The 14,296-nt window shown below is 54.2% G+C and carries 10 protein-coding genes; all 10 read right to left on the bottom strand.

Going from position 1 to position 14,296, the window contains the following annotated elements:
• Positions 1-200: 200 nt before the first annotated feature.
• Positions 201-1,559 (bottom strand): DEAD/DEAH box helicase, encoded by a 1,359-nt coding sequence (locus tag EKM83_RS08820; RefSeq protein ID WP_125576558.1) that lies wholly within the window; start codon positions 1,557-1,559, stop codon positions 201-203.
• Entirely contained in the window at positions 1,556-2,521 is a 966-nt protein-coding gene (locus EKM83_RS08815) for a DHH family phosphoesterase (protein ID WP_125576556.1), read from the bottom strand. The genes EKM83_RS08820 and EKM83_RS08815 overlap by 4 nt, the downstream gene beginning before the upstream one ends.
• 122 nt (positions 2,522-2,643) lie before the next feature.
• Positions 2,644-3,756 carry a DNA polymerase IV gene (gene dinB, locus EKM83_RS08810; RefSeq protein ID WP_382337648.1) on the bottom strand — a complete coding sequence of 371 codons (1,113 nt, stop codon included), beginning with the start codon at positions 3,754-3,756 and terminating at the stop codon, positions 2,644-2,646.
• 538 nt (positions 3,757-4,294) lie between these two features.
• The gene (yajC, locus tag EKM83_RS08805) at positions 4,295-4,744 is read right to left on the bottom strand and encodes a preprotein translocase subunit YajC (RefSeq protein ID WP_125576550.1); all 450 of its coding nucleotides are present in this window, start codon (positions 4,742-4,744) and stop codon (positions 4,295-4,297) included.
• 71 nt (positions 4,745-4,815) lie between these two features.
• Complete coding sequence (tgt, locus tag EKM83_RS08800; RefSeq protein ID WP_125576548.1) at positions 4,816-5,961, bottom strand: tRNA guanosine(34) transglycosylase Tgt; 1,146 nt, start codon at positions 5,959-5,961, stop codon at positions 4,816-4,818.
• Positions 5,962-6,254: 293 nt separating this feature from the next.
• Entirely contained in the window at positions 6,255-7,289 is a 1,035-nt protein-coding gene (gene queA / locus EKM83_RS08795) for a tRNA preQ1(34) S-adenosylmethionine ribosyltransferase-isomerase QueA (protein ID WP_125576547.1), read from the bottom strand.
• A gap of 15 nt (positions 7,290-7,304) precedes the next feature.
• Entirely contained in the window at positions 7,305-8,327 is a 1,023-nt protein-coding gene (gene ruvB, locus EKM83_RS08790) for a Holliday junction branch migration DNA helicase RuvB (protein ID WP_125576545.1), read from the bottom strand.
• A 19-nt stretch (positions 8,328-8,346) separates the two neighbouring features.
• Complete coding sequence (ruvA, locus tag EKM83_RS08785; RefSeq protein WP_125576543.1) at positions 8,347-8,952, bottom strand: Holliday junction branch migration protein RuvA; 606 nt, start codon at positions 8,950-8,952, stop codon at positions 8,347-8,349.
• Between the two features lie 80 nt (positions 8,953-9,032).
• The gene (mutL, locus tag EKM83_RS08780) at positions 9,033-11,042 is read right to left on the bottom strand and encodes a DNA mismatch repair endonuclease MutL (RefSeq protein WP_125576541.1); all 2,010 of its coding nucleotides are present in this window, start codon (positions 11,040-11,042) and stop codon (positions 9,033-9,035) included.
• A gap of 552 nt (positions 11,043-11,594) precedes the next feature.
• Positions 11,595-14,282 (bottom strand): DNA mismatch repair protein MutS, encoded by a 2,688-nt coding sequence (mutS, locus tag EKM83_RS08775; RefSeq protein WP_125576539.1) that lies wholly within the window; start codon positions 14,280-14,282, stop codon positions 11,595-11,597.
• Positions 14,283-14,296 lie beyond the last annotated feature (14 nt).

The following is a 14,296-nucleotide window of genomic DNA, read 5'->3' as shown; positions in this document are numbered from 1 at the left end:
TGGGGGGCTTGGGCAATTGGATTGGCTCGGTTCGTTTGAGATATTTACGCCATACTATCCTGGTCCTGGCGGCTTCCGAAACGTGCTCCGCGAACCAGACTCCTGCGCTTAGAAAAATAAGGCATCCCTGCTCGGCTTTGCCGAACAGAAATGCCTTATTCCTCTAATGCTCAGAGTCTAAGCGGTTCGCTCCACACTCTTTACTGGTACCGGTCCGATTCGCGCTTGCGCCGCTTGCGTTCGTTTCTTGCGCTTTGACGTTGGGCGATTCGGCGTTCTTGGTCTTTTCTGCGGTGAATTTCTTGCTTGATTTGGTGCTTGTAACCTGGCTTGATTTTCTTCTTCTTTTTCTTGACGTAGCCAATCAAACCCGGATCCAGCTTTTCCGTACTCTTGTTCCGCTTCGTCCGGCGGTTGCGGTCGTAAGAATCCACGATTTCGTTGTTACTGATGCGCTTGGGTTGGAACTTGATGCCCATAGCTTCGATCTCAGCGACCTTGGCTTCCTCATCTGGTGAGTACAGCGTGATGGCCGTCCCGTGCATCCCTTGCCGACCCGTCCGGCCGACCCGGTGGACAAAGAAGTCCAGGTCTTCTGGGATATCGTCGTTGATGACGTGGGAGACCCCTTCGATATCAATCCCCCGGGCAGCTAAATCAGTTGCCACGACGAATTGGTATTGTAGGTTCTTCACTTCACGCATGACCCGCTTCCGTTCCCGCGGCTTGATGCCTCCGTGAATCATGGCGACCTTCATGCCCTGGGCCTGCAAGAAGTCATGGATCTGTTCAACTCGGGTCTTGGTGTTGGCAAAGATCAAGACCAAATAAGGTTCACCCATCGTAATCAGCTGGTAGATCAACTGATTCCGGTTTTGCCCCTTAGTCGAGATCAACCAGTTGTCGATGGTATCAGAAATAATCGTGTCGGTCGGAATCTCTTCTTTGACCGGATGGTTCATGTACTTTTGTAAAAATGGGTTCAACCGTTGCGGAATCGTCGCGGAGAAGACCATCATTTGTAAGTCCTTCGGCATCCGACCAGCAATCCGGTCCACTTGATCCAAGAACCCGAGGTCCAAGGTCATATCGGCTTCATCGACGACAAATTGGCGCGCGGTGTGCACGTCTAAGGCGTCGGACTGAATCAAATCCATGACCCGCCCGGGCGTCCCGATGACCAGTTGTGGTTGGTAGTGATGGAGCTTGTCCACCTGGCGCTTCTTGTCGGTCCCGCCGACGTAATTGCCAATGCGAATTTCAAATGGGGCTTCTGCCGCCAGCTGTTCAGCGGCCGTGTGAATCTGATAAGCCAGTTCCCGGCTAGGCGTGGTGATTACGGCTTGAACCTGGTTATCTGAGGTCAATTGATTAAAAATTGGCAACAGGAACGTGTGCGTCTTCCCGCTCCCGGTTTGTGATTGGCCCACAACGTCTTTACCCGCCGCAATCACGGGGATCAACTTTTCTTGGACCTTGGTCGGCTTGGTGAAGCCAATCTTGTGCAACGCCGTCATGATGTACGGCTGTAGCTTGAATTCATTAAAATCTGCGGTCATTCATTTTCTCCTTTAGTGTTAGCCACCAACTCATCGAGCTCGTGGACAACCTGGTCAATTTCTGCCTGATCGTGGGCCGTGGCGCCACTGGCCAGGGCGTGTCCGCCCCCACCGTGGTTCTTTGCTAGTTCGTTGATGGATGGGCCCTTGGAACGCAGCCGAATCCGGAACGTCTTGTCCTTGGATTCCACAAAAATGGCCCAAGCGACCACCGTGGTGATCTTTCCGGGTAGCGGTACGACGGCGGACGTCGAATCCTTAGCCGATAAACCAAAGGACTCCACGATTTCGTCGGTCAGCTTCAAGTAAGCCGCCCCACTTGGCAAAATTTCTAAGTTCTGGTAAACGTAAGCGGATAACCGCGCCATGGCCGGAGAGATTTCATCTTCTGCCTGGTTGACATCGGTCATCGAGAAGTTGTAAGTCAACAGCTTGCTGGCAACGGCAAACGTGTTGGCGGAAGTGGCCGGGTACATGAACCGTCCCGTGTCACCAATGATGCCGGCATACAGTAGCCGGGCCGCATCATCAGGCAAGGTCAATTCCGCTTGGTTAGCGGCGTACCAATCGTACATGATTTCTGAGGTGCTGGACGCTTGGTCCAAGACCCATTGGATGTCGCCAAAGGCATCGTCATTGGGATGGTGGTCGATCTTAATGACCGCCGCACCCGTTGACCAACGTTCATCATCGATCCGTGGTTGGTTAGCCGTGTCCACAACGATTACTAACGCCCCGTGATACGCGTCGTCAGGCACATCTTGGTCGGCCTGCCCCATCCAATCAAAGCCAGGATAGTGTTTGCCCACAGCGAAGATCTTCTTGTCAGGGAAACTCGCCCGTAAAATGTCCCGCAAGGCCAGTTGTGCCCCAATACAGTCAGGATCTGGCCGTTGGTGACGGTGAATCATAATCGTTTGATATTTCTTGATTTCTTCTAAAATGGCAGCTTCAATAGCCATAGTTTCACCCGTTTTCTATCCGATTTTTTCGACCAAGACGCGTCGATACCGCGTTTCAGTATACAAGTTTTGGCGCCTGATTTCAAAGAAAGTCTGCGGCGGCCAACCGATTTCTCGCCAACTCAGTCCGGTTTATCCCCATCAAACAAGGGTAACCGCACGTTTTCAAACGTTTGCGCGGCTAATCCGGTCAGCGTGATTCCTAGGAGGCGCACTTGCTCGTCGTCGCTGGCCACGCTGTGATACAGGTCTAATGCCAGGTCGTAATACACCGCGGGGTCGTTATCGATAAAATCCGTTTGCGTCACCCGTTTGGTAATCGTGTTAAACTGGCTGTCCCGTAGTTTCAAGACCAGTGTTTTGCCGTGACGTTGCTTTTGTTTAACGGTCGCCGCAACCATTTCCGCTAGCCGCTGGAGTTGACTTTCAACTTCACCTGTCGTGGCCAGTGGCGGGCCGTAAGTCCGCTCCTTACCGATCGACTTGCGTTCCCGTTGGTACTCGACCGGCCGCTCGTCAATGCCGCGCACCCGCTGGTAGAGCACGTACCCGAATTTGCCAAAGTCGTGAATCAATTCCAGTTGCGACCGTTGGTACAAATCGGCGCCGGTCAGGATTCCCAGCTCGTGCATCTTGGGCACCGTCTTCTTACCAACGCCGCGGTAGCGCTCAATGGGCAGTGCCATTAAAAAGTCGTGGGCGTCCTCGGGGAGAATCACGCTCACCCCCACCGGCTTGCGAAAGTCCGAGGCCTCCTTGGCCAGAAACTTGCTGTAGGAAATACCGGTCGAGCAGGTCAAATGCGTCTTGTCAAAAATCTCCACTTGAATCTCGTGGGCGACCTGAACCGCGGAGTGCAGGTGCTTCTTGTTTTCGGTCACGTCCAGATAGGCTTCATCAAAGGCCACGGTCTCAATCTTGTCCGTGTACTCGTGAAAAATCGCGTGAATCTGATCAGAGATCTCGCGGTAATGCGGAAAGTCCGGTGTCTTAAACGTGGCCTTGGGGGCCAGCTTAAAGGCCTCATTGGCATTCATCGCTGAGTGCACGCCCAGTTTTCTGGCCACGTAATTGGCGGTGGTCACCACTCCTCGGCCACCAGTCGTGCGTGGGTCACGGGCGATGATCAGCGCGTGACCCTTGAATTCGGGGTGGTCGCGCTCTTCGATGGAAGCGTAGAAGGCGTCCATGTCGACGTGAATGATTTTGCGTTGCGTATACTTCTCCGGTACCACGCGGGCCACCCCCTTTCCTTGAAGTTTTACCTAGTGGACACTGACCGCCTTGCCGTTGCGCGAAAGATGAGCCGGAACGCGGTGGCGGACGGCTGGGCTCATCTTTCGCTCCACTCTCGGCTACAATAACGCTATCAAATCAGATTTGCGTAGTCCGCCGCAACCGCAGTCAAGGTGGTTGCATACTAGCTTCCTTTGATTATCCATAGCTTACTTACAATGGCGACTCGTGACTAGGTTCATTAATAATTAAATTATACCCAAACAAACGTTTGTCTTCAATCATAAATGGTTGGCTAATCTTCAAAAAATAACTGGCTGCCGTTTCCCTGAACACCGTTATGACAGGCTTTTCATCAATTTTTTGATTAATTTTACGCTCAAGGGGTAACTTTTTTGCTGGCCATTTCGTTAGTATCAGTAAAGGCTTAGCCCTGACTGGTGCAGGCAACTGGTTTACCCAACCTCAAATTCTGAAAATCCAAATTCTCCTTTTAGCGCGAAAAAAAACGGCCTCCGAGAGACCGTACTTTTCGCACTATTTAGCTGAGTCATCATCAGTTGACTCGCTAGCATCGTCCGTTGCTTTGGCGTCGCTAGCTGAATCATCAGCGGCACTGTCAGCAGGCTTGTCGTCACTAGCAGTCTCACTGGTCTTTTCTTCAGCGGCTGGGGCCGTCACAGCTTGTGGTGCTTGTGACGTTACTTGCGCAATGGCCCGCAGGTCAAAGACTAAGTAGATACCGTCACAGTCCAAAGTTGCCGTTTGGTCCGCTTGGTTGATTTCATCGATCACACCGTGTAACCGGCCAATCGTGATGACGTGATCACCCTTTTTAAGTTGGCTCATCATGTCACGGTGCTTCTTTTGTTGCTTTTGTTGTGGCCGCAACATCAAGAAGTACATCAACGCTAAGAACACAACTAAGATAATCAACGTTGAGTAACCGCCACCAGCACCGGCAGCAATCGTTAAGTTTCCTAACACATTTGTTCACCCCTTTATGGTCTATCTATTGGACAACTTTACCAGAATCCAAGGAATCCGTCCAATTATTTCTAGAAATTCTTCGGATGTTCGGCATTGTAGCCGTACTTTTCAAACACTTCTGCGCGCAAGTCTAATAAATTGTCATCCAAGATAGCCTGGCGGACGCGTTTCATCAGGTGATGTAAGAAGTACAGGTTGTGATAACTGGTCAGCCGCCGACCGAAATCCTCGTCTGCCTTGAACAAGTGCCGCAAATAGGCCCGGGTATAATGCCGGCAAACGTAGCAATCACACTCGTCGTCGATGGGGCCGAAGTCGTGCGCGTACGCAGCATTTTTGACCACCAAACGACCGTGACTGGTCATGCAGGTTCCCTTACGCGCAATTCGCGTTGGCAAGACACAGTCAAACATGTCGACCCCCCGCATCACGCCGTCAATCAAGGAATCCGCGGTCCCCACGCCCATCAAGTAACGCGGCTTATTTTCCGGCAACAGTGGTGTCGTAAACGCTAAGATGCGGTTCATTTCTTCCTTGGATTCCCCGACGGACAAGCCACCGATCGAATACCCAGGGAAGTCTAAGCTGACCAGGTCTTTGGCAGATTGCCGCCGCAAATCCTCAAAGCCAGCACCTTGAACGATCCCGAAGAGGCCCTGCGTATCGGGATTGGCGTGGGCTTTCAACCCCCGTTCGGCCCAACGACTGGTCCGTTCAACGGAATGCTTCACGTAGTCATAACTTTCAAAGAATGGTGGGCATTCGTCCAAACTCATCATGATGTCGGGACCTAATTTATTCTCAATATCAATGGCCTTTTCTGGTGACAAGAAGAGGCGATCCCCGTTGATTTCATTTCTGAAATGGACGCCTTCTTCGGTCAACTTCCGGTGCTTAGCCAGTGAGAAGACCTGGAAGCCACCGGAATCGGTCAAAATCCCTTTGTCCCAGTTCATGAATTTGTGTAAGCCACCGGCTTCTTGGACCAGGTCTGGACCAGGCTGGAGCCACAGGTGATAGGTGTTGGCCAAAATGACCTGTGAGCCCATCTCGTCCAGGTCCTCGGGGCTAATGGCTCCTTTCATGGCGGCCTGGGTCCCGACCGGCATAAACATCGGCGTCTTAAACGTGCCATGAGGGGTAATCAACTCTCCCAGTCGTGCACCGGTGTGTTTTTCAGTTTTAATCAGGCGATACTTAATCGCGGGTTCCATGGATCATCCTCCGTTAATTCTAAATCTTTTCTGGCTTATTGTTCTGTCGCGGGCAATTTGAGATTCGCTGGTCGCCTACCGTTCGTCAAATATGGGACTGGAGCGCGGTGGGCGGACCGGTCGAGCCAAAGGACGGTCTCGCCCTCGCTTTGAGACAGTGAGCTTACCGGCTCAAAGCAAGGCCCAAGACCGCTCTTTGGCTTGGGGCGTCCTCCCCCAGCGTTCCAGCCCAGATTGGGCGAACGGCAAGGCGCCAGCTACTACCACGTTGACCACGACGGACTAAGCCCGCACTACTTGATAAACATGGCGTCGCCGAAGCTGAAGAAGCGGTACTTCTCCGCGATGGCATGGTGGTAAGCGTGCAAAATCTGGTCACGCCCAGTAAAGGCAGCGACCAACATGACCAACGTCGACTTAGGCAAGTGGAAATTGGTGATGAACACATCGACCACCTGCCACTGATAGCCGGGCTTGATGAAGATGTCCGTCCAACCAGAATCGGCTTGGATATCACCATGGAATTTCGTCCCGATGGTTTCCAAAGTCCGAATCGACGTGGTCCCCGTTGCGATGATGCGACCGCCGTTAGCCCGCACTTCGTTGAGTGTGGCCGCGGCATCGGCATCTAACCGATAGAACTCGCTGTGCATAGTGTGGTCTTCGATGTTGGCCTCTTCGACCGGCCGGAAAGTCCCCAGTCCCACGTGTAAAGTCACGTAGACCAGTTTGACGCCCTTGGCAGCTACCTTAGCCAGCAAGTCCTCCGTCCAGTGCAAACCGGCCGTCGGTGCCGCAGCAGAGCCGTTTTCCTTGGCATAGACTGTTTGGTAACGGTCCGGATCGTCGAGTTTTTCCTTGATGTATGGGGGCAAAGGCGTTTCGCCCAAGCGCTCCAGGATTTCCATGAAGATGCCATCATAGTGAAATTCGATCAGCCGAATGCCGTCGTCGCGCTCTTCAGTCACCGTGGCGGTCAATTGGCCATCGCCAAAGACCACTTGTTGGCCGACGCGTAACCGTTTAGCCGGCTTCATCAAGGTCTCCCAGACGTCGCCTTCCACATTGTGGAGCAACAACACTTCCACGTGGCCGCCCGTTTCCGGTTTGACCCCGTACAACCGTGCCGGCATGACCCGCGAATTGTTCATGACCAGGGCATCCCCCGCGTGTAGTTCGTCGAGGATATCGTAGAAATGCTTATCCGCTAGGGTCCCCGCCGTATGGTCCAACACCAATAGGCGCGAGGTGTCCCGTTGCTTGATGGGGGTCTGCGCAATCAGTTCATGAGGTAAGTCGTAATCAAAATCATCTAAGGTGTATCCCAAGGTGGTTCAGCTCCTTTACGCGTTGTCCTGATGGGGCATGGTCCGCCCCAAGTGCTCATAACCGGCGGCGGTGACGACCCGTCCGCGCGCGGTGCGTTTCAAATACCCGCGCTGCAACAAGTACGGTTCGTACATAGCCGCGACCGTTTCTGTTTCCTCACCGACGTTGGCGGCCAAGGTGTTTAGCCCGACCGGCCCACCGTCGTAAAAATCAATCATGGTTTCCAACAACTTGATGTCCGTGGCATCCAGCCCCGCCGAATCCACCCGCAATAACGTGAGCGCGTGGTCGACGATGGCGAGGTCGATGGCACTGTGGTTGGGCGATACTTCCGCGAAATCACGAATCCGTTTCAATAACCGGTTGGCGATTCGCGGCGTCCCCCGGGAACGCAACGCAATCTCGTGCGCGCCCTCAGTGGCAATCTGGGTGTTAAAGATGTCCGCTGACCGCGTGACGATTTCTTGGAGGTCGCGGGTCTGGTAATAGGCCATATGTTCCACGATGCCAAACCGATCACGCAGCGGCGAGGATAACAGGCCAGCCCGCGTCGTCGCCCCAATCAACGTGAATGGCGGCAACGGAAAATGCACGGGATGGGCAGTGGGCCCCTGGCCAACCACGATGTCGATGTAAAAGTCTTCCATTGCTGAATACAGCATTTCTTCCACAATCTTCGGCAAGCGGTGAATTTCATCAATGAACAAAATATCGCCGGGCTGCAGCTCATTTAACAATGCCACCAGGTCCCCGGGCTTTTCAATCGCCGGGCCACTAGTCGTGCGGATGTGGACACCCATTTCGTTGGCAATCACCATCGCTAACGTCGTCTTCCCTAAGCCAGGTGGTCCGTACAAAAGTACGTGGTCCAACGACTCTTCGCGTTGTTTAGCCGCCTGAATGTACACGGATAATTCGTGTTTGATGGGATCCTGACCAATGTACTGGGCCAGGGTCTGCGGACGCAGGGATTTTTCAATTGAATCTTCATTTTCATCCGCGGGTTCCGGAGAAATGATGCGGTCATCATCAGCCATGGGTCAGCCTCCTTTCGTCTTATTCCGTCAGTAAACGTAAGCCTTCGCTTAAATAATCATTGGTATCTTTGCCGGCAAATTGCCGTAACTTGGGCGTGATCTTCTTGACCGCCGCGGCTTTGTATCCCAGCGCGGTCAATGCCGCCACGGCATCGTCTAGTTCTGGATTCTGCCCGTCACCCGTGGCGACTTCGGGCGTAAACAGTGTCCCATCGTCGGCCGGTGCCAGGTCATCCAACTTGTTTTGCAGGTCCAAGACAATCTGCCCCGCCGTCTTCTTACCAATCCCCGGAAACTTCGTCAAGAAGCTCACGTCGTTGGTCTTGATGGCCAGCATGAGTCCTTGATGGTCGGGATTGGCCAGAATTGCCAGCGCACTCTTGGGACCAATGCCGTTTACGTTGATCAGCTTCAAAAAGAGCTGCTTTTCCGCAAAATCTGCGAAACCATACAGCGTCTGTGCCGTGTCGCTCACTGCCTGATAAACGTAAATCGTCACTGCTTTAGTCCCCGCAGCGTAACGGTACGGATTGGCCGTGTTGACCAAGTAGCCGACGCCGTTAACGTCCACGACCACGTGGTCTGGATAGACCGCCGCAATCGTGCCGTGAAGGTATTCATACATGCCCATTAATCTCCTTTAAGAAAACATATGTTTGCTTTTTAAATTGTACCACATTTGCCGGTTGTGTGGGCAGTTTGTTGCTACTCGCCCCAGTCGTCGCCCGAGTGGTGTGGATCTTGGATGCGTTTGAACAACTTCTCCAAGTCCTGATCGGTGAAATGGACCAGCACCGGTCGCCCGTGGGGACAGTTAAACGGGTTTTCGGCCGTCGCCAGCTTTTTCAGCAACGCGCGGGCCTGCTGGTCGTCCAAATGGTGATTGGCCTTGATGGCGCGTTTACAACTCATCATGATGGCCGTCTTTTCGCGGAAGGCCGCCACGCTGATTTTGCCGTCCTTTAGCACCCAGTCGATCATTTCTTTAATCGTGTCCGTCTCCTGGCCGGCCTTGAACCAGGTCGGATGTTCGTGGACGATGAAGCTGTTCGGTCCAAAGGATTCCAAATGAATACCAACGCTCGCCAATGTTGCCAAATGGTTGGTCAACTCCAAGACGTCGGTCGTCGGGTAATCCAGCACGATGGGCACCAATAATTTCTGTTCATCGTCGCTGACCTCACCGATGGCTTGACGGTAAAACTCATAGTTCACCCGTTCTTGAGCGGCATGTTGGTCGATCAAATACAAACCGTCATCGGCCTCGGCCAACAGATACGTGCCGTGGACCTGACCCAGATACCGCAACTGAGGAAACCGTTGTGCAGGTGGCGTTGGTGCGGTCAACGGGGCACTTGCCAGCGTGGGCGTCGGCGTCGCGGCAGAGGTCACTGCGCGGCCGAGTGGTGCGGCCACCTGTTCTGCTTGGTATTTGGCATCAAACGCCTGCGCGGCGGGTAACCCAAAGTCGTGTTTGTCGTGAATGACCACTGGCTCGACCGGAACCTCTTCTGGCGTTTGCAGGGGCTGAGGACCCGCAGCTGGTGTCGGCGTTGTTTGCGCCGGCGCTGGTGTGGGCGCCGCACTTTCAGTCGGCTGCGGCGCTGGTTGCGTGTGGTGCGCCGACATGTCGTATTTAGCCGACACATCGTTTAGGGCCATGGTCAGTTGGTCTGTCGTCCGGGCCTCGCGCTTCTTTTGCGGGATTTCGTCGAACACGTCGGGAATCAAATTTTCTTGCGAGAGCCGTTTGAAGACCGTGTCTTGAATCAGCTGGGTCAATTCGGGTTCCTGGCTAATGCGGACCTCTTGCTTGGTCGGGTGTACGTTAACGTCGACCAGCAACGGGTCCATGGTGATATCCAGCACGGCCAACGGGTAACGCCCCACCATCAGCTTGGAGCCATACCCCGCAATCAGGGCCTTGCTCAGCTGAAAATTATGAATGTAGCGTCCGTTTAGCAGTAGCGAAATGTACTGGCGACTGGCCCGCGTCAATTCAGGTAAGCTGACATACCCCTTGACCTGAAAGTCCGGGTTCTTACCGTTGATGGCCACCATCTTGCGGGCACTCTGCACACCGTAGATGCCGGCAATCACCTGTTGTAAGTCCCCGCGTCCCGTCGTCCGGGTCAATTCACGACCGTTGTGGACCAGTGAAAACGCAACGTTCGGGTAACTCAACGCCAAGCGGTTCACAATGTCCGTAATCCGGGCCAGTTCGGTTGCCGGTGACTTCAGGTATTTCAGCCGGGCGGGCACGTTGCCGAATAAATCACGCACCGTCACCGTGGTCCCTTTACGAGCGGCCGCGGCGGTGTGCTCTTGGATTATCCCACCGACATTGTGGATCAAGGTCCCCACGCCACCGGTCGAAGTCGTCAACGTGACGTCCGCCACGGAAGCGATACTTGGCAACGCTTCACCCCGAAACCCCAGCGACTTGATGCGAAACAGGTCGCGGCGGTCGGTAATCTTACTGGTCGCATGACGTTTGAAAGCCATCTCGGTATCTTCATCCGCGATGCCATCGCCGTCATCGACGACCGTAATCAGCTTTAAACCAGCCTCTTCCACCGTGATGTCGATCTGCGTACTGTGGGCATCCACGGCGTTTTCAACCAGTTCCTTGACCACGGATGCGGGCCGTTCAACCACTTCACCCGCGGCAATTTGGTCGGCTAAGACCGACGCTAGTTCATGAATCTTGGTCATCAACGACCCTTCCTCTCTTTTTCTGCTTAAACTTGTGTTGTTAGTTCAAAATTGGCCAAAATGTCCGCCTACCGTTCGCCAAATATGGGACTGGAACGCGGTGGGCGGACCGGACCGAGCCTGAGAAGCGGTCTCGGCCTCGCTTTGAGCCGGTGGCCCGCGTCTCAAAGACGCCAGTTCCCTAAGCGGCATGAACCGTACCGCCAAGGGAACTCCCACGGCTGAGCCCATATTTGGCGAACTCTCGGCTACGATAGTAATAGTCAGCAACGACTGAGTTAGCCACCGACAGCATAGTTGAAATCGGTTTATTGCCACGTAACCATTGGCAGACAATCTAGCCGGAGGTCGCCAGGGTGTAGCCAGCTGTGTCGACGGTGTTGGCTGAGGTTTTGTCTCAGCCTACAGCGTGGGACGACTTCAGAGACTCGCGGGTTGGGCGAGGCTTTGAAGCGAGGCGGAAGCCCGTTTCTCAGGCTGGAGCCGTTCCCCATAGCAGGCGGAACCCTGGCAGCCGCAGGCGGCAAATTAACCGCCACCTTTATCGATAACCTACTTTTTCGCCAGCTTTTGTTGCCATTGGTAGACCTGGTTCATGACGGCCATGGGGGTCATGCCCATGAGGTTCAAGTCGCTGATCTGGCTGAGCACCTTGGCTTGGGCTGGATTCAGTTCTGGCTCATCCGTGAACAAGGACAACTGTTGATCCGTCGCAACGGCCGCAGCCGCTTCTTCGGTTGGTGCCGCCGACTGAACTGGGGCTGGCGCGGCTGATGATGCCGCAACCTCGGCTTCAGCCGGTCGTTCTGGGGCCTGTGGTGCTGTCTGGGCCGCTTCCGGTGCCACGGCAGGTTGGTCTTCGGCCGTTTGCTCCAATTGTTCTAAGATGACCTCAGCACGGTCTAACAGCTTGGTCGGCATCCCCGCTAACTTGGCCACGTGAATCCCGTAGGACTTGTCGGCCGGTCCCGGTTGCATTTGGTGCAAGAAGACCAGGTCGCCATCGCGTTCCACAGCGCCCACGTGGACGTTGCGCAATTGTTTTAAGGATTGGTCCAAGGCCGTCAGCTCGTGATAGTGAGTCGAAAACAGCGTCTTGGCGTGCACCCGGTTGTGGACGAACTCAATGATGGCTTGGGCTAACGCCATCCCATCATAGGTGGCCGTCCCCCGGCCGATTTCATCAAATAAAATCAAACTGTTGGCGGTGGCCTGACTCAAGGCGCGATTGGCCTCTTGCATTTCGACCATGAAGGTACTTTGACCTGAAATCAGGTCATCGGCCGCCCCAATCCGCGTGAAGATCTGGTCAAACACGGGCATTGACGCCGATTCGGCTGGCACAAAGCAGCCCATCTGCGCCATGATGACGGTCAAGGCCAGTTGCCGCATGTAGGTACTCTTTCCGGACATGTTCGGCCCGGTGATCAGTAAGATATTGGTGTCGGTATCCATCGTGACGTCGTTAGGCACGTATGACTGCCGACCCAAGACCTTTTCCACGACGGGGTGACGGCCCTGCACGATTTTCAAGGCATGGCCACTGACCAACGTTGGCTTGACAAAATGATAGTCTTCGCTGACTACCGCGAAGCTTTGGAGCACGTCTAACGCCGCAATCGTCGCCGCCAGCTTCTGCAGCCGTGTAATCGCCGCCTTGACCTGTTCGCGCAGGTCGACGAATAACTTATACTCTAACGCGACCGATTTTTCCTCGGCCTCCAAGATCAAGCGTTCCTTTTCCTTGAGCTCAGGCGTGGAGAACCGTTCGGCGTTGGCTAGTGTTTGTTTCCGTTCGTACCGGTCGGCTGGTAGCTTATCCAAGTTGACCTTGGTGACTTCAATGTAGTAGCCAAAGACGTGGTTGTAGCCGATTTTTAAATTGTTGATGCCCGTGACTGCGCGTTCGTGGGCTTCCATTTCGGCCAGCCAGGTCTTCCCGTTGCGCATGGCGTCACGGTATTCGTCCAGTTGGGCATTGAATCCGTCGCGAATCACCCCACCGTCGGAAACGGAGATGGGCGGCTCTGGCACAATGGCTTCGCGAATCGCGTCAGCCACGTCGTCCACGGGGTCCAGTCCGGCCAGCGTGTCATCAAAAACGGGTTCGCCCAGTTCTTCGATGGTGTGCTGAATCTGCGGGACCTGTTCCAATGACGTTTGCAGTTGAATCAAATCACGGCCATTAACGCTACCAAACGCCACACGGCCGGCAAGGCGTTCCAAGTCGTACACCTTGACCAGTTCTTCTTGCAAATTGTTGCGTTCGAAATAGTGGTCGAGTAAGGCCCCGACCTTGGCTTGACGCGTTTCAATTTGGTGTCGGTCGATCAAAGGCCGATCCAGCCACTGTTTGAGTAACCGGCCGCCCATGGCCGTCTTGGTTTGGTCCAGCAACCACAGGAGTGTCCCCGATTTCTTTTTGGTCCGTAAGTTTTGGGTGATTTCCAAGTTACTTTGTGAGGAATGGTCCATCTTCAAAAACGCCTTGGGCTGGTAAGCCACTGCGCGCTGGAGATGCGCCAGACTACGCTTTTGCGTCACCGTAACGTAGGTCACCAAGACCCCCACGACCTGTTGCAAGAGGTCGCTCGTGAGGTCTTGTTCAACGTAGCTGACCTCGGCACTGGCCTGGACGTCCGCTTGATTAGAAATCATCAAGCCCAGTTGCTTCATCCGGGCCTTCAAGTCGTCGTCAATCGTGGTGTCGACCACCACTTCCTTGGTCTGCAGGCTCATCAGTTCGTTCATCACGGGGTCATCCCCCGTGATTTCGGCGGCCTTGAGTTCCCCGGTCGACAGGTCGGTGTAGGCCAACCCGTAGTGTGACTTGGTGCTCATGGTCAGCGCTGTTAAATAGTTGTTACGCTTGGCACCCGCGGCTCCGGTATCGGTCTGCGTCCCTGGGGTGACCAGTTGGATCACTTCGCGTTTGACCATGCCCTTGGCCAACTTGGGGTCTTCCATCTGTTCACAAATGGCGACCTTATAGCCTTGGTCGACTAAAATATCAATATAGTTTTGGACGGCCTTGTGCGGTACCCCACACATCGGAATCGGGTTCTTGGCGCTGTGACTACGCGTGGTCAACGTCAACTCAAGCAGTTGTGAGCCTTTGACCGCGTCTTCATTAAACATTTCATAGAAGTCGCCCAACCGATAGAACAAGAAGGCATCGGGGTACTGGTCTTTGATTTTTTGGTACTGCACCATCATGGGCGTCATCTTTGTTTTCGTCATGAAAAATGGTTCAT

Origin of the sequence: Levilactobacillus angrenensis, assembly GCF_003946085.1 — a bacterium.
Lineage (GTDB): Bacteria > Bacillota > Bacilli > Lactobacillales > Lactobacillaceae > Levilactobacillus > Levilactobacillus angrenensis.
The sequence above is the reverse complement of the archived record's forward strand: the minus strand, read 5'-3'. Positions and strand labels throughout refer to the sequence as shown.

What these genes read in the sequence shown, in the direction of transcription:
- EKM83_RS08820 (WP_125576558.1), bottom strand. Translation starts at nt 1,559, where the DNA reads ATGACCGCAGATTTTAATGAATTCAAGCTACAGCCGTACATCATGACG.
- EKM83_RS08815 (WP_125576556.1), bottom strand. Translation starts at nt 2,521, where the DNA reads ATGGCTATTGAAGCTGCCATTTTAGAAGAAATCAAGAAATATCAAACG.
- tgt (WP_125576548.1), bottom strand. Translation starts at nt 5,961, where the DNA reads ATGGAACCCGCGATTAAGTATCGCCTGATTAAAACTGAAAAACACACC.
- ruvB (WP_125576545.1), bottom strand. Translation starts at nt 8,327, where the DNA reads ATGGCTGATGATGACCGCATCATTTCTCCGGAACCCGCGGATGAAAAT.
- ruvA (WP_125576543.1), bottom strand. Translation starts at nt 8,952, where the DNA reads ATGTATGAATACCTTCACGGCACGATTGCGGCGGTCTATCCAGACCAC.
- mutL (WP_125576541.1), bottom strand. Translation starts at nt 11,042, where the DNA reads ATGACCAAGATTCATGAACTAGCGTCGGTCTTAGCCGACCAAATTGCC.
- mutS (WP_125576539.1), bottom strand. Translation starts at nt 14,282, where the DNA reads ATGACGAAAACAAAGATGACGCCCATGATGGTGCAGTACCAAAAAATC.